We start from the raw sequence: 24094 nt of genomic DNA, 5'->3' as shown, positions 1-24094 counted from the left end.
CAAAGTCAGCCTGTCTAAAAGGGGACTTGATGAATTATCTTCAAAATGCCTTTATAATGTTTACAAACCACAGCGAAGAAAACCGTGATTACTATAGAAAAGTTAATAGTAAGTTGAGTGACGAAGAACAGAAGAATCTCAATGATTTTTTTGTAGCTGAACTCTACAGTGAAGATGGTGTGGGGCTTTGCAAGGAGAGTGATTAAAGATTTTTTAGTGTGAGTCCAAGGCTTTAAAGATCAAGAGCATATGGATGTATAAAAATAAATTCACTTCGGCTTAGTATCTGCGCAAAAAAAAATGCACCGACTTAGCGGCCGATAGTTGCTTATAACTTATTTACTATTCTAACGCGGTTGGCGATATTAAAACCTCAGATACAAGCGATGGCCACTGTCTAGTGGCTTTTCCCATTGCAGATGCAGCCCAGAAAGCCTACTGGGTAAAACGTGATTTAATTAATAGCCAAAACATCACCACAGATGGCGTAGACAAAGGCACTATATTATTTAATAGCCTAAATATGCTGTATGAACAAAACCCAGTTACATTTACTTTTCAAGAAGAATCAGAAAAAGCATCAAGTGATGAAGCGCTCATTGATCTTACAAGCTGCAAATCTTGCAAAGACAGTGATGGTGAGACGTGGTATGAAGTCACACTGCCATTTGATGATAAAGGTCTGTGGCATTATCTGAGCTTGCTCAATGGCGTAAACCAAACCGCACAAGAAAAAGGCTGGATAAAAGCAAGTGATACTGCGTTAACATCACCCTTAAATTGGCCCGGTTTTAAACTTGCCAAAGAAGTAGGCGCTGGCAGTCAAGATGCAAGAATCGATTATCAAAACCTAACGCCCTATTTTAAAGAACTGTTTGAAGACATTGATATTAGCGGCAATGGTGCTATCAGTGCACGTGAAATGAAAGCGGCCCTAAAAGATGACGTACTAGCAGATCGCCTAAGCCGCGTAATCGCCAAACACCCAAGTGAATGGCAAAGTGATGATACTTGCTCTAAATGGACGCACTTAAAAGAGCTGGTGCCGGATGATGCAGCGTTTGAAGAAGCCAAAATGCAGATAAAAAATTTGCTTGGTGGGATAAGGCTAAAGATGCCGGAACTAGCTTGCCGGATTCGCCAGAGGTTTATCATTTACATCCGGTGAGTTTTGTTGAACAACTACATAAAATCATTAGTATTGATTATAGTGAAGAATTTAAGTTGTTAATTGCTACGATATATGGCGAAGCAGCGGGTAGTTCTGAGGCCGCATGGAAATCCATTGCTTGTGTTATCATGAATCGAATAGGTGTTCGGGAGTGGAGGAGGCATAAAACAGTGAGTGATGTTATAACCAAGACAGGTTTTGATGCATATAGTCATAACACTCCATTGTTTAAGAATGCATTAGCATTACTAAATAAAAAAGCTTCGAAAGCCGATGAAAAAATAATAATGAGAATAGCTAATACAGTACACGGCATGTATGTGAAAGAAGAGAGTGATATAACAAATAATGCAGTTTTATATTTTAGTCCAAATGCACAAGCGGCACTGCATAAATCGAAGCCATCAATGTATAAAGAGAAGCCACCATGGGATTTTTCTGTGATTGAAGAAGTACCAATTTTAGAATTATCGAATAACGATGATTTTAAATTTTTCAAATACAAGTAGGTTTTTTATGAATATTTCAAATGTAATTTTTATCATTGCTTTTTTTTTTGTTATCAATTGTAAATAATATTTTAGCTTCAAGTTTGGAGTATGGTTCGATAACTCAAGAATGTAAAAAAACAAACAGTTACTGTGATGTTGTATTTGTAACTAGTGAAAATAAAAAAAATATAATTTTAGAAAATTATCCATTTAAATCAAGTATCAAAATCCACTCTAATAATATTGCTGAAGTGCAATCTAGTTGCGGCTCTCCATGTAGGTCGTCAGTGTTTATTGATTTGAAAAAAATGAAATTGATAGGATTAGTATGCCACTAGAATTTTCTGAGAAATACTTAGTCGTTGCATATGTAAGTCAGAAAAGTTTAAAAATTAAAAAATTATTTCATGAATCACATGTTACCCTAGATGTCGGTTTTTCACCTGTTTCGGTACTTGAGAATGCCATTGTAAAGATTGAGTTTGTGTCAGAAAAGTCTATAAAATTAACCTACCTTACAACAGATGAATATTTAGAAAAAACCAAGGTTTTTAGCTATGTTATTTAATATTTTAAATATTAAAATCCTTGTTTTAGGGTAGTGAGAAGATGGAGTGTGTAAGGTTTTTAATATCGATCTATTTGGTGAGAAATCAAGGTCTAATTGTACGGGCTATAATATATATTCTAGTTGGTATAGGAATCGTTCGAGTAATTTAGTTTTATGATAAATACCGATTTAGCTTATAGCGCTATTGCGTATGCCGACCATAAACCCATTAGGCGAGACTGGACTCATTAACAATCAAAACATTACTACAAATGATGTAGAAAGGGAATTATCATGTTTGACACGCTGAGTGTACACGGCCCAGTTAAAAGTGAGTCATGAAGAATTTAAATGATGATGCTTAATTTAATACCTAAATATATAAAAATGTAATATGGATAATGCACTAATTAGAAACCTTTATATATGTGTTAGAGCATTCGGCTTTTCAATTGCCTGGCTGTTGGTGCAAATTCTTTTGGCATTATTTGTATATTCTGTTTGTATCTTATCATCAGAGAATGGTTTGCTTTCCTCTTATATTTCAGTATTTCCTTTAGCGTTGGTTTTGGCTATGACACCAGTAGGTAATGTTATCTTGCTGTATTTGGTTGCTTTACTGCCGATAACTTATATTTATTTAGGGTTAAAGCGTGCTAAATATGTTTGGGTTCGTCATCTGATTCATAAAGGCAAGACAGAATCTCTCTATGCTGAAATTATAGTGTTGAAGGAGGGCGCAGGCAGCAAGCAAACCAAAGCTCAGTCTTTATTAATAAATAGACATAGCCAACATATTGCGAGGCTGTAGATAAATCTGTGTAACTGCTTATCATCAAAGCCAGAAATGGCTAAGGATAGGCAGCAATGAACAAAGAAGCACTAGAAGCCTTTGCCCGCGAAGCGGCAAAGGGTATTAAAACAGAACAAGACCTTAATGAATTTCGTCAGATGCTCACTAAAGTGACAGTTGAGCGGGCTTTAAATACTGAGCTTGATGAGCACCTTGGTTATGAACGGAATGAAGAATCCTCTAACTCCAATAGCCGCAATGGCACCACCAGTAAAACTTTACGCACCGAAGATGGCCAGTTTCAACTAGATACCCCTAGGGATCGCGAAGGCTCTTTTAATCCTAAATTAGTAAAGAAAAAATCAGACTCGGTTTACCTCGATGGACGATAAAATTTTATTTTTATACGCCCAAGGCATGACCACACGAGAAATCGTTAAAACGTTTAAAGAACTGTATAACGCAGATGCCTCTCCAAGCCTAATTTCAAAAGTCACTGATGCGGTCATTGAAGAAGTGATTGAATGGCAATCTCGTGAATTAGATGCGGTGTATCCCATTGTTTATCTTGATTGCATCGTGCTTAAAATTCGTCAGGACAAACAGGTGATCAATAAATCAGTTTACCTTGCCTTAGGCGTCAACATGGAAGGCCACAAGGAGTTATTGGGCATGTGGCTATCTGAAAACGAAGGGGCTAAGTTCTGGCTAAATGTTCTGACTGAGCTGCAGAATCGTGGTGTGAAAGACATTCTCATTGCTTGCGTGGATGGCCTGAAGGGCTTTCCAGATGCTATCAATGCCGTCTATCCAGAAACGCAAATTCAGCTGTGCATCGTGCACATGGTGCGTAACTCAGTGAAGTACGTTCCTTGGAAAGATTACAAAGCCGTCACCGCTGATTTAAAGAAAATTTACCAGGCCGCGACTGAGGAAAGTGCCTTGCAATCACTGTCTGATTTTAGTGAGAAGTGGGATGGTCAATATCCACAAATCAGCCGATCTTGGCGTAATCACTGGGAGAATTTAAATACGCTTTTTAACTATCCTGCTGATATCAGAAAAGCCATTTACACAACCAATGCCATTGAATCTCTGAACAGCGTTATTCGAAAAGCGACGAAAAAACGAAAAGTATTTCCAACAGAAGAGTCGGCTAAAAAAGTGGTTTACCTTGCGGTACGACAAGCTTCGGAAAAGTGGACTATGCCGATAAGAAACTGGAAAACGGCCTTGAACCGATTTATGATCATGTTCGAAGACCGTTTGAAAGATTACATTTAAAACTGGCGGTTACACAGAATGGCTTACATCCTCCATATTGCAGGACTTTTGGGTTTGAATGTCTTGTCTGATCATGTTTGTTCAAGCCAATATAGAAACAAAGAGGCATTCGATTATTGGTTACTTGATACAATCAGATCCAAAGCTAAACAATATGCCCAATATCTGAAGGTTCTAGCGTTATTAAACGGCGTTGGTATTGGGGCGGTATTATCGGTTTTTGTTCTTTATTAGATTCAGTTGATAAAATTTTGATTACTTTAGTGTGGTGACACACATATTCTGCTGTTGATGCTTAGATGTGAATTACTTCGATTGATTTGTCGATATTGACTTTATATATCCAAACATTGACGCGTTATTGCCAGTTCTATCCTTTCCTTTTTGATTTATCATACTACTTCAATCTTTGTTGATAGGTGACGCGTGCAGTTACAGGTAGTCGCATTCAGTATTCGAACTAATCTTGCTTATCTTGTGCATGAGGGCTTGCCCGTGCAAGCGCTATACAAGCTCGTGGGTCTTAGTCGCGAGCAACTTGATGAGGCAGATCGCATGGTCGATGTTTCTGTGTCTGAAGCGTTACTGTCTTACGGTGCTCAACAGCTTGGCTATGATGATTTGGGTTTTCGCATAGGCATGTGGGGCGATAGTGGCCGTTGGGGGCTGTTAGGGCATATTGTGGATTGCTGCCAGTCTATTGCTCAAGCATTAGAGTTACAGCGTCGTTATCAACCTTTAATGGGAAACGTGTCGCGCCCTGAATTTGTCATGGCGGATACCACGTGTACTTTAAAATGGGTGCCGCACTATCAATGTAGTTACCATTTAAATGAAGAGGTTGTGACCAGTTGGGTGGCGTTTGCGAAAAAAGTAATTGGTTTAAAACTGGCACCAGTAGCAATACATTTTACGCATGACCAGCACGGCGATACCGCAGAATACGAAGATTTTTTTGGTTGCCCAGTTACGTTTAATAGTCAATATACGGGGATTGTGTTTAAGCGAGAAATATTAACATTGCCTTTGCTGGGTTATAGCCCTGACTTGCTAAAAGTTTTAACAGGTTATGCTGACTTATTGGTGAGTAAAAAACATAAAAGCGCATCTAATGAAGTCATCACGCAATACATCATCGAAAGTTTGGCCACAAAGGTGCCGAGTCTTGAGGATACGGCGACTTATTTGGGGATCAGTTCACGCAGCTTACAGCGTAAATTTAAGCAGCAGGATACAAACTTTAAATCCATTGTTGATGATGTGCGTAAAGAGTATGCATTCAGTTATTTACTGCAAACCAATTATAAAATGAGCTACATTGCTCAGGTATTAGGGTTTTCAGAGCAAAGCGTATTTCAGCGGGCGTTTAAACGTTGGACGGGTGTAACACCAGGGGAATACCGTGATCGCCACGGTATTCCAGATGATAGTAAGGATTTATAAGCCGTTTTTAAAACGCTTTTCTTTGAATATGTTGCTATCACGTACGCCATAAAGAGCTTGTGTGTAGGCTAATAAAAATTGTAAGCCTTCATCAATACGTTGCGCAATAAAGTTGCTTTGAGCGATGAATTCACCGTTCTCATTAATAGTGTCGTTCACGTGATCCACTATGGTGCTCACTGGAATGTAGTTAATAAAGCTGTTTTTGTAACTGCTCATACGTAATTCGCTAATAGGGTAGCGCCCACCGGTTCCTGCACTCACGCTGACGATATAAACCGGTTTATGTGCAAAGCAGCCGTTAAAATAAAAAAAGATATTTTTAAACGCTGGTGGTGCCATGCCGTGCCATTCAGGGACGATAAACACAAATCCATCGGCTTGTTGCAGTTGTTGCTCTATGGCGCTATCTGGTGTTGCTCCTTCTTGCCAAAGTGGAATGTTCGCTTTGTGTAAATCCAGTAAGGTTATTTCGCTGTCAGATGCCAAGGTACCTAGTTGTTTATTGACATACTGGGCGACATTGATGGATGCAGATTGCTCACGCGTGCTGGCGCTGATAATACAAATATTCATGTTATTTCCTCTTAAATAGCGAGTATGGCATAGACAGAAACTAAGTCATTGGTATCATCCGCCAAGTATTGACCTTATTGTTGTAATTTTCCTTCAGGGAACACTCATGTTGTTACGCGTATTTTTAGTTACTTTATTCTTTTCTGCCCAAACGTTTGCGTTGCCCAGTTTTCAGGCTATTCAGCAGACTGCCCAGCTTTCTGCTTTGGCCTATGTGAGTGCCGATGCAGCCGCTGCACTAAATACAATGGGGCATAAGCTTGTGCGTCAGCAGGTATTGCCGGGCGTTGAAGTGAGCTATTTTCTATCCACTCATAAAGGGGAGCAGTATTTAACGGTGCGTGGAACCGCTAATTTACAAAATGCATTGGTTGATTTAGACATTCACCTTAAGCAAGACGAGGCTTTGGGTATTGCGGTTCACCAAGGCTTTGCGAATGCAGCACAGGCCGTACTAAAAGATGCTAAGCCTTACCTGAATAAAGAGCTGCCAATCCGGACCACTGGTCATAGTTTGGGTGGTGCAGCAGCTGTTATGCTGGCGATGTACCTGCAAAAAGAGGGTTATACATTGGGGCAGTTAATTACGTTTGGCCAGCCAAAGGTGACCAATGTTGGGGGGGCGAATGCTTTTAGTCGCTTGAAGCTGTTAAGAGTGGTTACCACAAAAGACATCGTGCCGTTAGTGCCGCCGCTTAGTCCAATGCAAATTACCAAATTAGATATTTATTGGCACATGGGCGAAGAAATGATCTTGCTAGATAAGACAGAATATTCGCTTACAAGTGGTGTTAAGAGCATGTTAAGAGCGACAAAATTCATATCAAGTGTGCCTAACGAGGCCAACCTTGAAGCCCATAAAATGCAAACATACTTAACATTGATTGAGAGTAAACAAGCGCAATCGAAAGAGATTCCTTATGAGTCTGATTTCTCTGTGTTTGGGTTTGGCGGTAATTGATTGCGGCTTTAAACGTTATTGTTGTAATTGTGTGAACATTTTCTCTATGAGTTTATGTGCCAGCTTAGGGTCGTTTCGACCATTAAAATAATTTCGTAGGCCAGTGAATTGAATAATAAACTGCTGGCCCGCGTTAGCCTCATCAAAATTCTTATCTAAAAAATTCAGCTGTTTAGCGTCAGTAAATATTCCAATAACGCGTTTTTCAAATTGTTGAATTAAAGACTGGCTGAAATCAAATAGCGGCTGGTTTTCGCCCATAAATTCTCCGCTGGCTTTGTACAGCATGCAGATGCCACTTGGGTTGTTTTGTTGACCATCAATAATAATGAAGGAAACAAAGCTTTTTAGTCCCTCTATTGGGTTCTCTACTTGGCCAATACAATGATCAAGTGAGCCCGACATCTGCTTTGTATAGGATATGAGAGCTTCTTTAAAGAGGCCTTCTTTACTGCCAAAGGTCGCATATAGGCTGCCAGGGCGCATATTCACAGTATCTTGAATGTCACGAATAGACGTACCTGCAAAGCCTTTCCCCCAAAATAGAGTGCTGGCTTTGGTGAGTACGTCTGTACGATTAAATTTACTGGTATTGGCCATGGAACAGATCTTCTTGAACGATTGCTCAATAATAACTTGAGCGATCGTTCAAAATCAAATATTGTATTGCTGTCGCAGGGGGAAACCTTGTAAAAACCGAATAAAAGGAGATACACAATATGTCTGATTTTACGTTGCACACCCATCAGAGCGCCCCTGATACGGCGAAACCATTGTTGGAAAAGTCGGTTAAGGCATTTGGTATGTTGCCTAATTTACACGCTGTGATGGCTGAATCGCCGCAATTGTTGGACAGTTACCAGCAAGCCCATAATTTGTTTCAGCAAACGTCATTCAATGCCGACGAATTAACCGTGGTTTGGCAGTCGATTAACATTGAGCATGAGTGTCATTATTGTGTGCCAGCGCATACCGGTATTGCCCACTCAATGAAGGTGGATCAAAGTATTATTGATGCACTGCGTAATAAAACACCGTTTGCGGATAACAAATTAGAAGTTTTACGTGAGACAACTCTAGCAATGGTACGCAAGCGCGGATTATTATCAGAAGAAGATGTGAGTAAATTTTACGCAGCGGGATACGGTCAAAAGCAGTTGCTTGAAATTGTATTAGGCTTGTCGCAAAAAATCATGAGCAACTATACAAATCATTTGGCGAATACGCCAGTTGACCAACCTTTTAAGCAATTTGTTTAAGCAAAAAATCAGTGAGGGCGATAATCTTTTTCATCCTCTTTGTTTGAGATAATCGTTTTCCAGAGTTTGCATCTTCACATAATAAGATGCTTAGTATATAGTTCCGGCAACTTACTTGATGTTTCAATTCAAGTAAGTTGTGTCGGGGCATAGCGCAGCCTGGTAGCGCACCAGCATGGGGTGCTGGGGGTCGTAGGTTCAAATCCTACTGTCCCGACCATTTTTCTTGTTTTTCAGTCTGATTGATTACATCTTTTTTACTTTTCATTTTTAATCAACACTTACGTTTTTATTTTAAATTATTCAACAAAAATAAACGCTACGCTAAATGGTCGCTTGAAGTTCTACTTGCTCCGTGAGTGTTTCAATCACGGCTTCTTGGAGTTGGCGGCAAAAATCAGGGTCGCTAAAGGGTTCACTGTTCTTGTCTGTGATGTAAAAAATATCGTCTATTTTTTCGCCTTCGGTTAAAATTTTTGCTGTCTCTAATGAGATTTCATATTTCATAAATAACCGTCCCATGCGGGCCAGTAAACCTGGGCGATCAGGTGCGATGACTTCCAGTAAGCTACGTTTAGTAAACGGGTCATTGCTCATGTTGACGATGGGTGTGAAGTCAAACTGTTTAAGCTGGCGCGATGTGCGGCGTTGAATAAGCTTGGGAAATTCTTCCGGATGCGAAAGAGCTTCTTCGAGTGTGCGCTGAATTTTCTCTAAGCGAATGGCTTCACTAATGGGGTCGCCATTTTCATCCAAAACAATATAGGTATCCAGTGCATTATTATTAGCAGAGGTGATGATGCGTGCATCTTGAATGTTTAAGTGTAATTGATCTAATGCGGCGGTCATTGCGGCAAAAAGGTGGGGTTGATCTTTCATGTGAATAAAGATCTGAGTTGCACCTTCAAGTGCTTTGTCGCTGGTGTCGCCAATAAGAACCAGTGGCTTACTAATATCTTGGTGCTTAAATAGGGCAAGTGCGTGCCAAACTAAGGTGTCAACATTCTCTCGTAGGAAGTATTCATCACCAGGGTTTGCCCACATTTCAAAGACATCATCTTCTTGATAGCCGTATTCGCTTAAGCGCTCAATAACCGCTTGCTGGGTTTCTTGAACCCATTCATCTTTATCAATCGGGGTGTCTAAGCCGCGGCGAATTAGATGCAGTGTTTCACTATAAAGCGTCCGCATTTGCTCGGCGCGCCAGCCAGTCCATAATTTTTTGTTGGTGCTGTAAATGTCTGCGGCACTAAACACAAATAAATAATCAAGGTGACGACGATTCCCCATTTGAGTAGCAAAGTGATGGATAGCATCAGGGTCTGCAAGATCAAGTCGTTGTGATGTTTGTGAGTACAGTAAATGATTGCGTATTAGCCATACAACAAGATCGGTGTCTTTTTGGCTTAAGCCATGTTGTGCGCAAAAATTTTCAGCAATTTCAGCGCCTGTGATTTCATGTTCACCGGGGAGCACTTTACCCACGTCATGCAGTAGTGCGGCAATGTATAAAATTTCTTTTTTAGAAATGTTATGAATCAATTTACTTGCAAGGGGAAATAATTCTTTGCCTACACCAAAGCGCAAGCGGCGCATAAATTTAATGGCTCGCAAGCTATGTTGGTCGACCGTATAGCTGTGAAATAAATCATGCTGCATGTGGCCAATAATGGCGCCAAACTCGGGAATGTATTGCCCCAAAATGCCGTAATTAAGCATGCGCTCTAATTCACGGGTGACGTGGTCTTTACTTCGCATGATCGCCATAAATGTGCGCACGTTATCAGGGTGAGAGCGGAAGTCTTCGTCGATTAAGTGGCGACTCTCTCGTAGAGCGCGAATAGTATCGGCGCGAACACCTTTCAATGTGCTGTCGCTGGCTAAGTAATAGAAGACTTCGAGCATCGCATTGGGTGTATGGGTGAACAGGTCGATTTGTTTGGCTTCTAAATAATCGTTGTTGCGCTGAAAGTATTCATTGATAGGGACGATGTCGGCAGGGTGTTGACTATCGATAATTAATTCTTTAAACAACAGCATGAGCAGATCGTTTAATTCATTTAACGCTAAGCTGTAGCGATAATACTGGTGCATCATATGCTCGACGGCCAGTTGTTCGGCATCGTCTTTAAAGCCTAAAATTTCAGCAATTTCATTTTGGAAGTCAAACAGCAACTGATCTTCTTCACGGCCTGTCACCATATGCAGTGCATAGCGAATTTGCCAAAGAAAATCACGGCATCGATGCAGCATGCCATATTCAAAGTCGGTCAAAATGCCTTGCTTGGTTAGGTTTTCTAATTCGTGGCTACCAAAGTGACGCTCTAGTACCCAAACAATGGTGTGGACATCGCGCAATCCACCTTGGCCTTTTTTAATATTGGGCTCGAGGTTGTAGTCGATATCGTGGTGCTTATCGTGTCGCTCTTCTTGTTCTTGCCATTTTGCTAGGAAAAACTCATCACTTGGCCAGATGTTGTTTGGCCCGGTGATTTCACGCATGTCGGCACGCAGTTCATCTGCACCAATCAGCGTGCGTGTTTCCATTAGGTTGGTGGCAATGGTGAGATCTTTTGCGGCTTCATTTTTACAATCATCAATTGTGCGCACGCCATGGCCCACATCCAATTTAATGTCCCACATAAATGTGATGAAGCCTTGCATGGCCTCACTATTGGCGCTAAAAGCTTCTTCGTCTTTATTGAGCAGCAGTATGTCAATATCACTTTTAGGGTGCAGTTCGCCGCGGCCATAACCACCGACGGCAAGCAGTGCAATGTTATCTATGTTTTCTGGAAAAAATTGCAGCCATGCATGCTTGAGTAATTGGTCCATAAACCAAGAGCGAGCATGCACTAACGTAACGGAATCAAGGGTGTTTCTGAAATGTTCATCCATCACAGCTTGGCTGTGACGAATGGCCTCTTTGAAAAGAGGAATGGAGGGCTTGCCGTCGGTAATAGCCTGACGAAAAGAAACTTCATCGAAAATATTAGCGAATAAGCCCTGATCCATTGTTATTGCTCCCAAGGAAACACTTCTTCTTTGCGGCGCGTTAATACTTCAATGCCGTCATTGGTCACAAGGCAAGTGTGTTCCCATTGGGCGCTCATCTTGCGGTCTTTGGTGATAACCGTCCATTGGTCGCCAAGTAGCTTACTTTGAGGCTTACCTTGGTTGATCATCGGCTCGATGGTAAAGCACATGCCTTCTTTTAGGGTCATGCCAGTACCAGGGCGGCCGTAATGCATTACTTGCGGTTCTTCATGGAAGCCTTTGCCAATGCCGTGACCACAGTATTCGCGTACGACAGTGTAGTAGTTAGATTCAGCATGTTGCTGAATGACATGGCCGATATCACCAAGCTGCGCGCCCGGCTTAACCAGTGCCATGCCTTTGTACATGCATTCTTGTGTGATGTCGGCCAAGCGTTTGTCGGCAGGCTTAGGTTCGCCCACGAAAAACATCTTGCTGGTGTCGCCGTGGTACTCGTCCTTAATGACGGTGACATCGATGTTCACGCTGTCGCCTTTCTTTAGGATTTTTTCATCACTAGGGATGCCATGACAAATAACATGGTTAACAGAGGTGCAAATGGATTTAGGGAACGGTGGGTTACCGTAATTCAATGGCGCAGGAATGCCTTTCTGAGTGTTGACGATGTAATCGTGGCAAATGCGATCCAGCTCACCTGTGGTCACACCTGGCTTAACGTATTCGCCAATCATTTCCAGTACCTCGGCAGCTAGGCGACCGGCTACGCGCATTTTTTCGATTTCTTCTGGAGTCTTGATGGTCACAGCCATGGGGAAGATGTTCACTCTTAGTTAAATAAGTCAGCTATTGTACGCACTTATAGGCAATATATGAATAACTAGCAATGGTCAAACTTGGTTTTAATTCGCAATATTTCTTCCCATTTGGGCCTAAAATATGGTATAAAGCGCGCGCTCTTTGCAGTCTCGTACAGCTAAAAGCACAAATGCAGTATAAATCCGCACATGTATCGACACATCGTTCTGGGTGTTTTAGCCGTTAATAAAGCTGAGATTGGACAATGGGATACATGGAGGCCTAACCCTATAAATAGGTATATATAATTATGGCACAAGTAAGTATGCGTGACCTGCTTAAAGCAGGCGTTCACTTTGGTCACCAGACTCGTTACTGGAATCCAAAAATGAGTAAATTCATTTTTGGCGCACGTAACAAGATCCATATCATCAACCTTGAGCACACTGTGCCAGCATTCAACGAAGCGTTGAACGTTGTTAAAGGTATGACTTCTAAAAATAACCACGTACTTTTCGTTGGTACTAAGCGTGCAGCTTCTAAGGTTATCCAAGAGCAAGCAGCTCGTGCGAACATGCCTTTCGTAGCACACCGCTGGTTGGGTGGTATGTTGACTAACTACAAGACTATTCGTCAGTCTATCAAGCGTCTAGCTGACCTTGAAGCACAAAAGAAAGACGGTACTTTTGAACAGTTAACTAAAAAAGAAGCGCTAATGCGTACTCGTGAGATGGAGAAGCTTGAGCGCTCTATCGGTGGTATCAAGCACATGGGTGGCTTACCTGATGCAATCTTCGTTATCGATGTTGATCACGAGCGTATTGCTATCCAAGAAGCGAACAAGCTGGGTATCCCAGTAATCGGTATCGTTGATACTAACAGCAACCCTGATGGCGTTGATTACGTTATTCCTGGTAACGATGATGCGATCCGTGCGATCGAAATCTTTACATCTGCTGTTGCTGATGCGTGTATCGAAGGCAAAACTGAAACTGGTCAAGCTCCTGCAGCTGCACCTGCTGCACCAGCTCAAGCAGAAGAAGCGCCAGCAGCTGAGTAATATTTGTCATATTACGCTGTGAACATAAGAAAGGGGGCTTGCCCCCTTTTTTTAAAAGATTTTTTGATTAGATAAAATTTAGGTGACGACTATGGCAGTGTCTGCAAAATTAGTTAAAGAACTACGTGAGCGTACTGGTCTTGGCATGATGGAGTGTAAAAAAGCACTTCAAGAAGCTGACGGTAATATCGATCTTGCCATTGAAGAAATGCGTAAGAATTCAGGTCTTAAGGCTGCTAAAAAAGCAGGCCGTACTGCCGCTGAAGGCGTTGTTGTTATTAAAACAGCCGCTGACAACTCTGCTGCAATCTTAGTTGAAGTTAACTCTGAAACTGACTTTGCTGCTAAAAATGAAGACTTCCTTGGTTACGCTAATAAAGTTGCTGCAACAGCATTTGAAGCAAAAAACACTGAAGTTGTTGGTCTTTTGGATGCAGAGCGTGAAGCTTTGGTTCAAAAAATCGGTGAAAACATCTCTCCTCGTCGTGCTGAGTTAATTGAAGGTGAGTTGGTTGCGGGTTATGTTCACTCTAACAATCGTATTGCTGCCCTTGTTTCTTTGAAAGGCGGTACTGAAGAGTTGGCTCGTGATATCGCAATGCACGTGACGGCTGTTAATCCACGCGTATTGGCGCCATCTGACATGCCTGAAGCGGTTGTTGAAGCTGAGAAAGAAATCATCAAAGCGCAACCAGACATGGAAGGTAAGCCTGCTGAAATCGTTGAGAAAATGATGGGTGGTCGTATCCAGAAATTCCTTAAAGAAAACAGCTTGCTAGAACAGCCTTTCGTTAAAAATCCTGAGCTGACTATCGCTAAACTTGCGAAGCAGGCGGGTGCTGAAGTGGTTGCTTTTGTACGTATCGAAGTAGGTGAAGGCATCGAAAAAGATGAAACTGACTTCGCTGCAGAAGTTGCTGCTCAACTGAAAGGTTAAGCAATAGGGCTGTTAAGGCTCTTTAAATGCCGAGTATGGGTTTTCCTTGCTCGGCATTTGTGTAAAGGTTATTTGAGAAGCCCTGGTGAACTGAATTGAGTCGTATCGAAAGATAACTCTGTCAGAACCGGGGTTTTGCAGTGAGAGGTCAGGGTTTATGTTATAAACCTGTGACTATAGAATTGCATACATGAGGTGACCTATGCCCCCGGCAGATAATCGTAGCCCTAAATATAAACGCATCCTTTTGAAGTTAAGCGGTGAAGCGCTTCAAGGTGAGCAGGATTTTGGTATAGACCCCAAAGTGCTCGATCGTATGGCGTTAGAGGTCGGTCAGCTGGTTGGAATTGGTGTTCAAGTTGGCTTAGTCATTGGTGGTGGTAACTTATTCCGTGGCGCTGCTTTAAGCCAAGCTGGACTTGATCGCGTAACGGGTGATCATATGGGTATGCTGGCGACAGTGATGAATGCCTTGGCTATGCGAGATGCACTTGAGCGCAGCAATATTCGTTCACGTGTGATGTCAGCTATTCCTATGAGTGGCATTGTTGAGCATTATGATCGTCGTCGTGCTATTCGCCACCTAAATACTGGTGATGTTGTTATTTTTGCAGCGGGCACGGGCAATCCATTTTTTACAACCGACTCAGCTGCGTGCTTGCGTGGTATTGAGATCGAAGCCGATATCGTACTTAAAGCCACTAATGTAGATGGCGTGTATGATTCAGATCCGAAGAAAAACCCGGATGCAGTTAAATTTGAAACCCTAACTTACGACGAAGTACTTGAGCGTCAGTTGGGTGTGATGGATCTCACGGCGATTTGTCTGGCGAGAGATCATAAAATGCCATTGCGCGTATTTAATATGGCAACCCCAGGCATGATGGCTCAGCTCATGGTTGGCGGTAGCGATGGCACGTTGATAGTGAGTGGAGAAAAAGAAAATGTTGAATGAAATTCAAGTAGACGCTAAAGATCGTATGCAAAAAAGTGTCAACGCGTTAGTTGATGCATTTAAAAAAGTACGAACTGGCCGCGCTAATCCTGCCATTCTTGATGGTATTACCATTGATTATTACGGCACTCAAACGCAGTTGTCACAAGTCGCTAACATCAATGTTGAAGATGGTCGTGCACTGGCTGTTACGCCATGGGAAAAGCATTTGGTGCCTGTTATTGAAAAAGCGATTATGAAGTCAGACTTGGGCATTAACCCATCTACTTCTGGTGAGACCATTCGTTTGCCAATGCCTGCTTTGACCGAAGAGACGCGTAAGGACTACATTAAGCAAGCGCGTGCTGAAGCCGAAAAAGGCCGTGTATCTGTGCGTAATATTCGCCGCGATGCGAACAGCAACATTAAAGACTTATTGAAAGAAAAAGAAATAAGCGAAGACGAAGAGCGCCAAGGCCAAGATCAAATCCAGCAACTAACGGATAAGTTTATTGCCGATATTGAGTCTTTGTTGGCCTCTAAAGAAAAAGACCTAATGCAGGTTTAACCGAGTTTTTTGAAGCGGTACTGCGCCTTTTTAAAGGCGCAGTTTCATTATTAGGTTCTACAAATGTCTGAAGCAGCGCTACCAAAATTTGAAAGAATTCCTCGTCACGTTGCCATTGTTATGGATGGTAATAATCGTTGGGCTAAGCGTCGCCATTTACCTGGCGTGGCTGGTCACAAGGCGGGTGTGAAAGCGGTTAAAATCGTTATTGAACAAGCAGCACGCTTAGAAGTTGAAGTGCTGACACTGTTCGCCTTTTCCAGTGAAAACTGGCAAAGACCCGAAAAAGAAGTAAATGCATTGATGCAGTTATTTCTTAATGCCTTACAAAAAGAAGTCAAAAAACTTCATGAACACAATATTCGCCTTATTATTATGGGTGATGTTTCTGGTTTCTCTCCTGTCTTGCAAGAGCATATTGCCATTGCGCAAAACCAAACAAAAGACAACACTGGCTTAACGTTAGTGGTGGCAGCAAACTATGGTGGTCGTTGGGATATTTCCCATGCTGCGCAGAACATTGCTAAAGATGTGTTATCTGGCAAACTCTCTGTTGATCATATTACGCCTGAGCTTTTTTCTGGCTATACATGTTTAAATGAGCTTCCTGAACCTGATTTATGTATTCGAACAGGTGGGGAATTAAGAATTAGTAATTTCATGTTATGGCAATTCGCGTATACCGAGATGGTGTTCAGTGATGCACTTTGGCCTGATTTTAAAGAAACAAACTTCTGGTCGGCAATAGAAGAATATAATAGCCGCACGCGTCGTTTTGGGCGCACAGATGAACAATTGAAGGAAGATCAAACGTGCTAAAGCAACGTATTCTTACCGGGCTGGTGTTGGCGCCAGTCATGATTGGGGGCATCTTTTATCTACCCCTTGAGCAATTTAAATTATTTATTGCTGCCATTGTTACCTTGGGTGCATGGGAGTGGGCTAATCTTTCAGGTTTAAAAATGCAGGTCGGTCGAATTGCATATGCAGGCTTGGTTGCAGGTTTAGTATGTGCCGTTGAATTTAGTAGCTTAGTGCAAGAGGTTGAGCTGCTGTACGTGGCTTTAGGGTGGTGGATTACTGCGTTTGTGTTTGTGGCGCTGCATCCTAAGTTTAAAAATATTTGGGGCAGCTCGGTTGCACGACTCGTAATGGGTTTGTTTATTTTATTGCCAATGTGGGTAGGCTTTGTACAAATTAAAAGCTATCCGTTTAATGACTATCTAATTATGTATGTCATGTTTGTTGTTTGGGGCGCGGATGTCGGCGCTTATTTCGCTGGTCGTACCTTTGGTAAGCATAAACTTGCTTCAAGCGTTAGCCCTGGTAAAACATGGGAAGGCGTATATGGCGGTCTTGTGGTTACCACTCTGATGGCGTTAGGTGGCGGCTATTTATTAGAAAGTGAAGCGGGTCTTTCATTGGATGCAAAGCAATGGGCACTGTTAATTTCGCTTACGCTATTGATTACTTGTATGTCGGTTGTGGGTGACTTGATTGAAAGTATGGTTAAGCGCCACCGTGGTATTAAAGATTCGAGTAATTTGCTACCTGGGCATGGCGGCGTGATGGATCGCATCGATAGTATGACGGCGGCATTGCCGTTATTTGCTTTAGCGTTAAGCGTGTTTGGCTGGAACCTAGTTGTATGAGGCAAATGATTACCGTACTTGGGGCCACAGGCTCCATCGGTAAAAGCACACTTGATGTATTGGCTCGCCATAAAGACTTATATGAAGTATTTGCGTTAAGCGCTAATACGCAAGTTGAGTTGTTATTGCAGCAATGTTTAGCGCACAATCCCAAATACGCGGTTATGGTTGATGACGCGTGCGCTCAGCAGTTGGCAAAATTATTGAAGCAGCACGCGAGTCAAGTTGAAGTGCTTAGCGGTGTGAATGCGCTGGTTGAGATTGCTAAAGACCCAGAAGTGGATCAAGTGATGGCCGCTATTGTCGGTGCAGCGGGTTTATTGTCTACGCTTGCCGCGGCGCAATCTGGTAAACGTGTGCTGCTGGCAAACAAAGAAGCGTTAGTGATGAGTGGTCAACTATTTATGCAGGCGGTTCAGGATAATCAAGCTGAATTACTGCCAATTGATAGTGAGCACAATGCGATCTTTCAATCATTGCCATTAGGTTATGGTCAAGATCCTAGTTATCAACATCAAATCGAAAAAATTCTATTAACCGCTTCTGGTGGACCATTTCGAGGGTGGGGCTTAGATGCTCTGTCCAAGGTGACACCCAAGCAAGCGGTTAAGCATCCCAATTGGTCTATGGGACAAAAAATTTCTGTAGACAGTGCCACGTTAATGAATAAAGGCTTGGAGCTAATTGAAGCCTGCTGGTTATTTGATGTGACACCTAAGCAAATAGAAGTCGTTGTTCACCCAGAATCTATTGTTCATTCAATGGTGCAGTATATTGACGGCTCTGTTATTTGTCAGATGGGTAATCCGGATATGCGTACGCCCATTGCGTATGGCTTAGCGTGGCCAGAGCGTATTGCGTCTGGCGTTCAATCACTTAATTTATTTGACGTTGCGCAATTGAATTTTGAGTTGCCTGATCATCATTCCTTTCCTGCTCTGAACTTAGCGTCACAAGCATTTGAGGCGGGCGGTACCGCGGCCACTATTTTAAATGCGGCAAATGAAGTAGCAGTGTCTGGTTTTTTACGGGAACAAATCGCCTTTACATCAATCTCAAACCTGATCGATGAAACTTTAAATGCATGTACCATTGAAGCGGCCGACAGTTTAGAGGCTATTTTACATGCTGATACCTGGGCTAGGCGCTTTGTAGAGGGTAAAATTTTATCATGAGTGTGTTATATAGCTTACTAGCGCTAGCGGTGACCTTGGGTATTTTAGTTACCGTGCATGAATACGGGCACTATTGGGTTGCACGTCGTTGCGGTGTCAAAGTTTTAAGATTCTCCGTTGGCTTTGGTAAAGTCATATGGAGTCGTACCGATAAAAACGGATGTGAATTCGCGATTGCTGCCATCCCACTGGGTGGTTATGTGAAAATGCTAGATGAGCGCGAGGGTGATGTTGCGCCTGAGCTGCTTGATCAAGCGTTTAATCGTAAAACCGTATGGCAGCGCATGGCGGTTGTATTGGCGGGTCCTGCTGCCAATATTATCTTTGCTATTTTTGCTTATTGGCTAATGTTTATGACGGGTGTCACTCAAGTGAAACCGGTTATTGGTGAAGTGACGCCAGATAGTTTAGCGTATGACTCAGGTTTGCAGTCTGGTCAAGAAATAACCAAGGTGGATGGCGAAAGTGTTAGCAGCTGGCGAGAAGTTCATTACCAATTGCTAAAGCGTTTAGGTGACACAGGAACGATTACGTTTTCGACCTTAAACCAGCAAGAATTCGAAATGACGGTTGAGCGCTGGTTGAGCACAAAAGAAGAACCGAATGCGTTGGTTGAATTAGGTATTGCGCCTTATCGCCCGAAAGTCCCTGCTATTTTGGCTGAATTGCAAGATGGGTTGCCGGCACAACAGGCAGGTTTAAAAAGTGGTGATGAGATTATCTCTGTTGATAATCAAGCAGTTGAGCAGTGGTACGACTTTGTAAAAATTATCCAAGCCAATGGTGGTAAAGCTCTGACGTTAGATGTGCTGCGTGATGATCAAACCAAGAGTTTGACTCTTATTCCGGCAGTGAAAACCAATGATAAGGGTGAAAGTTATGGCTTTGCTGGTGCGATGGTTAAATCACCTGAGTTACCAGATGGGTTTGTAGTAACCCAGCGCTTTGGTGTATTTGAGTCGATCTCTAAAGCCGCTTATAAAACATGGGATATGTCGGTTGTTACACTTGAGTCGATTGGTAAGATGGTTCAAGGGTTATTGTCTGTTAAAAACTTAAGCGGCCCGATTACCATTGCTAAAGTGGCAAATGCCTCGGCCCAGGCTGGATTTGAAGCGTTTATTAGTTTCTTGGCGTATATCAGTATAATGTTGGCCGTGGTGAATTTATTACCCATTCCAGTGTTAGATGGCGGGCATTTCTTATTTTATTTAATCGAAGCGGTGAAAGGTTCACCTGTTTCGGAGAATATTCAGTTAGCTGCGGTTAAGCTGGGTATGGCGCTACTTATGATGGTTATGTTTATAGCCATATTTAATGATATAAGTCGCATATAGTTTTCAATTACCATTAATTTGCTGGTCTGTATTCATCCACTGACAGCTTAAGATAACAATAAATTCGGATTAACATGAAGTTCACCTTAATCAGCATGCTTTTGGCTTTGGGCGCAACGTTCGCCCAAGCTGAGTCCTTTACCGTAAAAGATATTCGTGTCGATGGTTTACAGCGTGTAAGCGCTGGCACCGTGTTTAGTGCATTTCCAATAAACATTGGTGATAAAGTCGATAATGCAAAATTAGCCTCAGCCTCGCGAGGTCTATTTGCAACGGGTTACTTCAATGATATAGAGCTGTTACGCGACGGCAATATCCTCGTTGTTAGCTTAGTTGAGCTACCAACCATCACGGCCCTTGAGATCGAGGGTAACAGCGCAATTGAAACCGAGCAGTTAAAGACAGGCCTAAAACAAGCTGGCTTAGCCGAAGGTTATGTATTTAAGCGCTCAACATTAGAGCGCTTAGAATTAGAGCTAGAGCGTCAATACGTTAGCCAAGGCCGTTACGATGCACAAATTAATACCGAAGTTAAAAAGCTACCACGTAACCGCGTATCCCTAAAAATTGTCGTAGACGAAGGCTCAATAGCCTCAATTAGTCACATCAATATTGTTGGCTATGAAAACTTTGAAAAACAACAGTTACTTAACCAATTTGAATTAAAGCCAACCAATCTTTGGTCTTGGTATTCAAGTGATGACAAGTATTCCCGTGAGAAGTTGGGTGGTGACTTAGAACGCCTACGTTCATTCTATTTAGACCGTGGTTTTATCCGTTTTAACGTTGAGTCCACTCAGGTATCGCTTTCTCCCAATAAAGAAGATGTTTTCATCAGCGTAAACGTACATGAAGGTGATATTTTCACGGTTAATAAAGTGAATTTAGCGGGTGAATTAATTTTAGAAGAAGAGCTGCTGCGTAAGCTGGTTGTTATGGATGAAGGGCAAACCTTTAGTCGTCAAAAAGTAACCTTTACTCAAGATCTAATTGCCAAGCGCCTAGGTAACGAAGGTTTTACTTTTGCCAGTGTTAATGGCGTGCCGAAAATTAACGATGAAGATAAAACCGTTGAGCTGACCTTTTTTGTTGAGCCTGGCAAGCGTACCTATGTGCGTCGAATTAATTTCACTGGTAATGAATCCACCATGGATGAGGTGCTGCGTCGTGAGATGGTGCAAATGGAAGGCGGTTGGGCATCCACTGAATTAATTGAGCAATCCAAAAGTCGCCTAGAACAGTTAGGTTTCTTTAAAGGTGTGAATGTTGAAACACCAAAAGTTCCAGGCTCTGACGATTTAATTGATGTGAACTACAGCGTTGAAGAGCAACCAAGTGGTAGCTTGAACTTAAGCATCGGTTACTCCAGCGCAGACGGTATGATTTTAGGCACCAGTGTTTCGCAAAATAATTTTATGGGTACGGGTAAAAAAATGAGTACCTCATTAAATAAAACGAAGGCGGTTTCCAGCTTGAACTTGTCTTATACCGACCCTTACTACACGGTTGACGGTATTAGTCGTGGTTATGGATTGTTCTATAGTCAAACCGATTTTTCCGAGTTGTCATTAAGTGATTACAATACGGATACATACGGTGGTCGTACCACGTTTGGCTTCCCGATTAGTGGCCGTGAGCGTTTATCATTTAGTATTGAAGCGAGTCGTACGTTAATGGAAGCCCGTACATCAGGCATTGCTGAAGAGATTCTTGGCTTTATTGAAGATGAAGGCGAAGATTTTGTTGAAGTGACATTGGGGAGCAGCTGGAGCTGGACGACCCTTAACCGTGGCTTATTCCCAACAGCCGGTGCTAAGCAAAGTTTGGCACTTGAGGCGACTGTACCAGGCAGCGAATTAGAATATTTCCGTGTGACCTATAATGCGCAAAAATACTTTCCAATCTCAGGTGAATGGACGTTCCGTCTTCGTACTGAGCTAGGTTACGGCGATGGTTATGGTGATACGGGTGAATTGCCATTCTTCCGTAACTTCCGTGCGGGCGGTGTTGGTTCTGTACGAGGTTATTCAAGTAACTCGCTTGGCCCGCGTGGCGCGATTAAGACGGTTCATTACAATACAATAACTGAAAATGGTGAGACGAAAAAAGTAGCGGATGGTGATTACTATGTGGCTGATAACAACAGCTTAGGTGGTAACTTGTTAGCGGAAGCTTCTATGGAGCTAGTCTTCCCGTTGCCCTTTGTTGAAGATCAACGCAGCATGCGCAGTGTGATTTTCTTAGATGCCGGTAATGTATTTGATACAGAGTGTTTAGCGTTAACAGAAGCAACGGCACCTGGCTTTACCAATGACCACCCATCATGTGAAGAAGGCTTTAATGCAGACGAAATTCGTTTGGGTACCGGTGTTAGTTTAACGTGGGTAACGGCCATTGGTCCGCTGACCTTTACCTTTGCTCGATCGTTAAATAGCAAAGACGAAGATGAGACAGAAGGTTTCGAATTCTCATTAGGGCAAGTATTTTAAAATAGTTGCTTGAAAACAGATGCGTTTTCAAGCAGTCTTCTTGGCCAATTTTTACAATAATAAGTGATTAAATAGGAAGTGTTATGTTGAAGTGGATTAAAGTCGCGCTAGTTGGATTATTTTTTGTTACCTCAACTGCGATGGCAGCAGGCAGTAAGATCGCCGTTGTTGATATGGAGCGTGCATTGTTTCAGTCAGAAGGTGCTAAAGCGTCATTTAAGCAAGTTGAAGATCAGTTTGGTGATGATCTTGGCAAAATTAAGCAACTTGAAAAAGAGATGCTTGCTAGTCAAGAAAAGCTGAAAAAAGACGGCGCCATTATGAGCGACGAAGAGCAACGTAAAATTCGTAACGAAATAAAAGAAAAGCAAAGCGAATTTAAATTCTTTGCGGGTAAATTACAGCAAGCAGAGCAACAGTGGCGTCAGCAGTTCTTTCGTTCAAACTTGCCTCGTTTACAAGAGATTCTAAAAGCACTGATTGAAACTGAAAAAGTGGATATCGTATTAAATGGCCAAGCGGTTATTCATGTGGTGCCGGATCTAGATCTAACCAAAAAACTGCTTAATAAGCTTAATGAAGCCAGTGCTGCGAAATAAGTAATGGTCTACACTCTTGGTGAAATTGCTCAGTTTTTAAGTGCTGATGTAATGGGTGATGAAAGCATTAAGATCGATGGCTTGGCTACATTAGCGCAGGCCACGCAAGGGCAGTTAAGCTTTTTAGCGAACATGTCTTATAAAGATCAATTACAGCACACTAAAGCCAGTGCTGTAATTGTTCATCCTAAGCAAGCGGCTGACTGTCAATGTGCCGCACTTGTGATGGACAACCCTTACTTAGGGTACGCCAAGGTCTCTCAACTTTTTAACACTCTCCCTAAAGCCAGCGGCGATATACACACAAGTGCTGTGATTAGTGCAAGTGCAAAAATTGCTGAGGATGTCAGTATTGCGGCTAACGCTGTCGTTGACGATTATGCTGTCATTGAAACGGGCGCAGTCATTGGTGCTGGTGCCATAGTAGGTGCTAACGCACGGATCGGTAAAAACACTCGCTTGCATCATAATGTAAGTATTTACCATGATGTTGTGATTGGTAATGAGTGCATTATTCATAGCGGCGCTGTCATTGGTTCCGATGGTTTTGGCTTTGCCAATGAAAAAGGGCAGTGGGTTAAAATTTGTCAAATTGGCGGCGTGGTTGTGGGTGACCAAACAGAAATTGGTGCCAATACGAGCATCGATCGCGGTGCAATGAGTGACACCATTATTGGTAATGGCGTGAAGCTCGATAATCAAATTCAAATTGCTCACAATGTTGAAATTGGTGACCACTGCGCTATGGCGGCTGGCTGTATGATTGCTGGCAGCACAAAAATTGGTCGTTGCTGTACTTTAGCAGGCGGCGTAGGGGTAGCGGGGCATTTACAGTTGGCAGACGGCACGCATGTGACCGCGATGACTCTGGTAACAAAAAGCATTACTGAGCCTGGTAGCTACTCTTCGGGTACGGCTATGTCTGCAACATCTGAGTGGCGTAAAAGTGCAGCTCGTTTCCGTCAATTAGACGATATGGCGAAACGCATTAAACTCATTGAGAAATCCTTAAAGGAATAACAT

At 42.4% G+C, this 24094-nt stretch carries 23 protein-coding genes, 1 tRNA gene and 1 pseudogene; 21 read left to right on the top strand and 4 right to left on the bottom strand.

Features of this window, described 5'->3' with window-relative positions; all coding sequences use genetic code 11:
- Positions 1–29 precede the first annotated feature (29 nt).
- From ACU6U9_RS20235 to ACU6U9_RS20205, 7 genes and pseudogenes are all read left to right on the top strand, one after another.
- On the top strand, positions 30–206 hold the full coding sequence (locus ACU6U9_RS20235) for a hypothetical protein (protein ID WP_446736771.1): 177 nt from the start codon (positions 30–32) through the stop codon (positions 204–206).
- 194 nt (positions 207–400) lie between these two features.
- A complete protein-coding gene (locus tag ACU6U9_RS20230; protein ID WP_446736770.1) occupies positions 401–1168 on the top strand; it encodes a hypothetical protein in 768 nt (255 codons plus the stop codon).
- Complete coding sequence (locus ACU6U9_RS20225; protein ID WP_446736769.1) at positions 1129–1680, top strand: hypothetical protein; 552 nt, start codon at positions 1129–1131, stop codon at positions 1678–1680. The genes ACU6U9_RS20230 and ACU6U9_RS20225 overlap by 40 nt, the downstream gene beginning before the upstream one ends.
- 310 nt (positions 1681–1990) lie before the next feature.
- Positions 1991–2230 (top strand): hypothetical protein, encoded by a 240-nt coding sequence (locus ACU6U9_RS20220; RefSeq protein ID WP_446736768.1) that lies wholly within the window; start codon positions 1991–1993, stop codon positions 2228–2230.
- Positions 2231–2606: 376 nt separating this feature from the next.
- Positions 2607–3023 (top strand): hypothetical protein, encoded by a 417-nt coding sequence (locus tag ACU6U9_RS20215; RefSeq protein ID WP_446736767.1) that lies wholly within the window; start codon positions 2607–2609, stop codon positions 3021–3023.
- 56 nt (positions 3024–3079) lie between these two features.
- Positions 3080–4289, top strand: a pseudogene (locus ACU6U9_RS20210) (IS256 family transposase).
- Between the two features lie 426 nt (positions 4290–4715).
- Positions 4716–5732: an AraC family transcriptional regulator gene (locus ACU6U9_RS20205; protein ID WP_446736766.1), complete on the top strand. Its 1017-nt coding sequence runs from the start codon at positions 4716–4718 to the stop codon at positions 5730–5732.
- Here ACU6U9_RS20205 and ACU6U9_RS20200 read toward each other — a convergent pair.
- The gene (locus ACU6U9_RS20200) at positions 5727–6308 is read right to left on the bottom strand and encodes an NADPH-dependent FMN reductase (RefSeq protein WP_446736765.1); all 582 of its coding nucleotides are present in this window, start codon (positions 6306–6308) and stop codon (positions 5727–5729) included. The genes ACU6U9_RS20205 and ACU6U9_RS20200 overlap by 6 nt on opposite strands.
- Before the next feature lie 106 nt (positions 6309–6414).
- On the opposite strand from ACU6U9_RS20200, the gene ACU6U9_RS20195 reads away from it, so the two are divergent.
- Positions 6415–7269 carry a lipase family protein gene (locus ACU6U9_RS20195; RefSeq protein ID WP_446736764.1) on the top strand — a complete coding sequence of 285 codons (855 nt, stop codon included), beginning with the start codon at positions 6415–6417 and terminating at the stop codon, positions 7267–7269.
- A 15-nt stretch (positions 7270–7284) separates the two neighbouring features.
- On the opposite strand, the gene ACU6U9_RS20190 is transcribed toward ACU6U9_RS20195, so the two are convergent.
- Positions 7285–7869, bottom strand: a complete 585-nt coding sequence (locus tag ACU6U9_RS20190; RefSeq protein WP_446736763.1) for a TetR/AcrR family transcriptional regulator — start codon at positions 7867–7869, stop codon at positions 7285–7287.
- A gap of 119 nt (positions 7870–7988) precedes the next feature.
- On the opposite strand from ACU6U9_RS20190, the gene ACU6U9_RS20185 reads away from it, so the two are divergent.
- Positions 7989–8528, top strand: coding sequence for a carboxymuconolactone decarboxylase family protein (locus ACU6U9_RS20185; protein WP_446736762.1), 540 nt, complete (start codon positions 7989–7991; stop codon positions 8526–8528).
- A 143-nt stretch (positions 8529–8671) separates the two neighbouring features.
- Positions 8672–8748 (top strand) — tRNA-Pro (locus ACU6U9_RS20180).
- Between the two features lie 104 nt (positions 8749–8852).
- On the opposite strand, the gene glnD is transcribed toward ACU6U9_RS20180, so the two are convergent.
- A complete protein-coding gene (gene glnD, locus ACU6U9_RS20175) occupies positions 8853–11543 on the bottom strand; it encodes a [protein-PII] uridylyltransferase (protein WP_446736761.1) in 2691 nt (896 codons plus the stop codon).
- Between the two features lie 2 nt (positions 11544–11545).
- Complete coding sequence (map, locus tag ACU6U9_RS20170) at positions 11546–12334, bottom strand: type I methionyl aminopeptidase (protein ID WP_446736760.1); 789 nt, start codon at positions 12332–12334, stop codon at positions 11546–11548.
- 296 nt (positions 12335–12630) lie between these two features.
- On the opposite strand from map, the gene rpsB reads away from it, so the two are divergent.
- The 11 genes from rpsB to lpxD all read left to right on the top strand — a co-directional run bounded on the left by rpsB (position 12631) and on the right by lpxD (position 24091).
- On the top strand, positions 12631–13380 hold the full coding sequence (rpsB, locus tag ACU6U9_RS20165; RefSeq protein WP_446736759.1) for a 30S ribosomal protein S2: 750 nt from the start codon (positions 12631–12633) through the stop codon (positions 13378–13380).
- Between the two features lie 91 nt (positions 13381–13471).
- Positions 13472–14317 carry a translation elongation factor Ts gene (gene tsf, locus ACU6U9_RS20160; protein WP_446736758.1) on the top strand — a complete coding sequence of 282 codons (846 nt, stop codon included), beginning with the start codon at positions 13472–13474 and terminating at the stop codon, positions 14315–14317.
- Positions 14318–14519: 202 nt separating this feature from the next.
- On the top strand, positions 14520–15272 hold the full coding sequence (gene pyrH, locus ACU6U9_RS20155) for a UMP kinase (protein ID WP_446736757.1): 753 nt from the start codon (positions 14520–14522) through the stop codon (positions 15270–15272).
- On the top strand, positions 15262–15819 hold the full coding sequence (gene frr, locus ACU6U9_RS20150) for a ribosome recycling factor (protein ID WP_446736756.1): 558 nt from the start codon (positions 15262–15264) through the stop codon (positions 15817–15819). Before pyrH ends, frr begins: the two co-directional genes overlap by 11 nt.
- Before the next feature lie 63 nt (positions 15820–15882).
- Positions 15883–16638, top strand: coding sequence for an isoprenyl transferase (locus ACU6U9_RS20145; RefSeq protein WP_446736755.1), 756 nt, complete (start codon positions 15883–15885; stop codon positions 16636–16638).
- Positions 16632–17471, top strand: a complete 840-nt coding sequence (locus ACU6U9_RS20140) for a CDP-archaeol synthase (RefSeq protein ID WP_446736754.1) — start codon at positions 16632–16634, stop codon at positions 17469–17471. The genes ACU6U9_RS20145 and ACU6U9_RS20140 overlap by 7 nt, the downstream gene beginning before the upstream one ends.
- A complete protein-coding gene (gene ispC / locus ACU6U9_RS20135; protein ID WP_446736753.1) occupies positions 17468–18646 on the top strand; it encodes a 1-deoxy-D-xylulose-5-phosphate reductoisomerase in 1179 nt (392 codons plus the stop codon). The genes ACU6U9_RS20140 and ispC overlap by 4 nt, the downstream gene beginning before the upstream one ends.
- On the top strand, positions 18643–19983 hold the full coding sequence (gene rseP, locus ACU6U9_RS20130; RefSeq protein ID WP_446736752.1) for a sigma E protease regulator RseP: 1341 nt from the start codon (positions 18643–18645) through the stop codon (positions 19981–19983). Before ispC ends, rseP begins: the two co-directional genes overlap by 4 nt.
- A 74-nt stretch (positions 19984–20057) precedes the next feature.
- Entirely contained in the window at positions 20058–22472 is a 2415-nt protein-coding gene (gene bamA, locus ACU6U9_RS20125) for an outer membrane protein assembly factor BamA (RefSeq protein ID WP_446736751.1), read from the top strand.
- A gap of 83 nt (positions 22473–22555) precedes the next feature.
- Positions 22556–23071, top strand: coding sequence for an OmpH family outer membrane protein (locus ACU6U9_RS20120; protein WP_446736750.1), 516 nt, complete (start codon positions 22556–22558; stop codon positions 23069–23071).
- A gap of 3 nt (positions 23072–23074) precedes the next feature.
- Complete coding sequence (gene lpxD, locus ACU6U9_RS20115) at positions 23075–24091, top strand: UDP-3-O-(3-hydroxymyristoyl)glucosamine N-acyltransferase (protein WP_446736749.1); 1017 nt, start codon at positions 23075–23077, stop codon at positions 24089–24091.
- Positions 24092–24094 lie beyond the last annotated feature (3 nt).

The organism is Pseudomonas sp. HK3 (assembly GCF_052920985.1).
The sequence above is the reverse complement of the archived record's forward strand: the minus strand, read 5'-3'. Positions and strand labels throughout refer to the sequence as shown.

Bases quoted from the DNA above. Each gene is read 5' to 3' on its own strand.
- map (WP_446736760.1), bottom strand. From the start codon at position 12,334: ATGGCTGTGACCATCAAGACTCCAGAAGAAATCGAAAAAATGCGCGTA.
- ACU6U9_RS20195 (WP_446736764.1), top strand. From the start codon at position 6,415: ATGTTGTTACGCGTATTTTTAGTTACTTTATTCTTTTCTGCCCAAACG.
- ACU6U9_RS20145 (WP_446736755.1), top strand. From the start codon at position 15,883: ATGTCTGAAGCAGCGCTACCAAAATTTGAAAGAATTCCTCGTCACGTT.
- pyrH (WP_446736757.1), top strand. From the start codon at position 14,520: ATGCCCCCGGCAGATAATCGTAGCCCTAAATATAAACGCATCCTTTTG.
- ACU6U9_RS20200 (WP_446736765.1), bottom strand. From the start codon at position 6,308: ATGAATATTTGTATTATCAGCGCCAGCACGCGTGAGCAATCTGCATCC.
- lpxD (WP_446736749.1), top strand. From the start codon at position 23,075: ATGGTCTACACTCTTGGTGAAATTGCTCAGTTTTTAAGTGCTGATGTA.
- bamA (WP_446736751.1), top strand. From the start codon at position 20,058: ATGAAGTTCACCTTAATCAGCATGCTTTTGGCTTTGGGCGCAACGTTC.
- ispC (WP_446736753.1), top strand. From the start codon at position 17,468: ATGAGGCAAATGATTACCGTACTTGGGGCCACAGGCTCCATCGGTAAA.
- ACU6U9_RS20215 (WP_446736767.1), top strand. From the start codon at position 2,607: ATGGATAATGCACTAATTAGAAACCTTTATATATGTGTTAGAGCATTC.
- ACU6U9_RS20235 (WP_446736771.1), top strand. From the start codon at position 30: ATGAATTATCTTCAAAATGCCTTTATAATGTTTACAAACCACAGCGAA.
- ACU6U9_RS20185 (WP_446736762.1), top strand. From the start codon at position 7,989: ATGTCTGATTTTACGTTGCACACCCATCAGAGCGCCCCTGATACGGCG.
- frr (WP_446736756.1), top strand. From the start codon at position 15,262: ATGTTGAATGAAATTCAAGTAGACGCTAAAGATCGTATGCAAAAAAGT.
- rpsB (WP_446736759.1), top strand. From the start codon at position 12,631: ATGGCACAAGTAAGTATGCGTGACCTGCTTAAAGCAGGCGTTCACTTT.
- ACU6U9_RS20120 (WP_446736750.1), top strand. From the start codon at position 22,556: ATGTTGAAGTGGATTAAAGTCGCGCTAGTTGGATTATTTTTTGTTACC.
- ACU6U9_RS20190 (WP_446736763.1), bottom strand. From the start codon at position 7,869: ATGGCCAATACCAGTAAATTTAATCGTACAGACGTACTCACCAAAGCC.
- rseP (WP_446736752.1), top strand. From the start codon at position 18,643: ATGAGTGTGTTATATAGCTTACTAGCGCTAGCGGTGACCTTGGGTATT.
- tsf (WP_446736758.1), top strand. From the start codon at position 13,472: ATGGCAGTGTCTGCAAAATTAGTTAAAGAACTACGTGAGCGTACTGGT.
- glnD (WP_446736761.1), bottom strand. From the start codon at position 11,543: ATGGATCAGGGCTTATTCGCTAATATTTTCGATGAAGTTTCTTTTCGT.
- ACU6U9_RS20220 (WP_446736768.1), top strand. From the start codon at position 1,991: ATGCCACTAGAATTTTCTGAGAAATACTTAGTCGTTGCATATGTAAGT.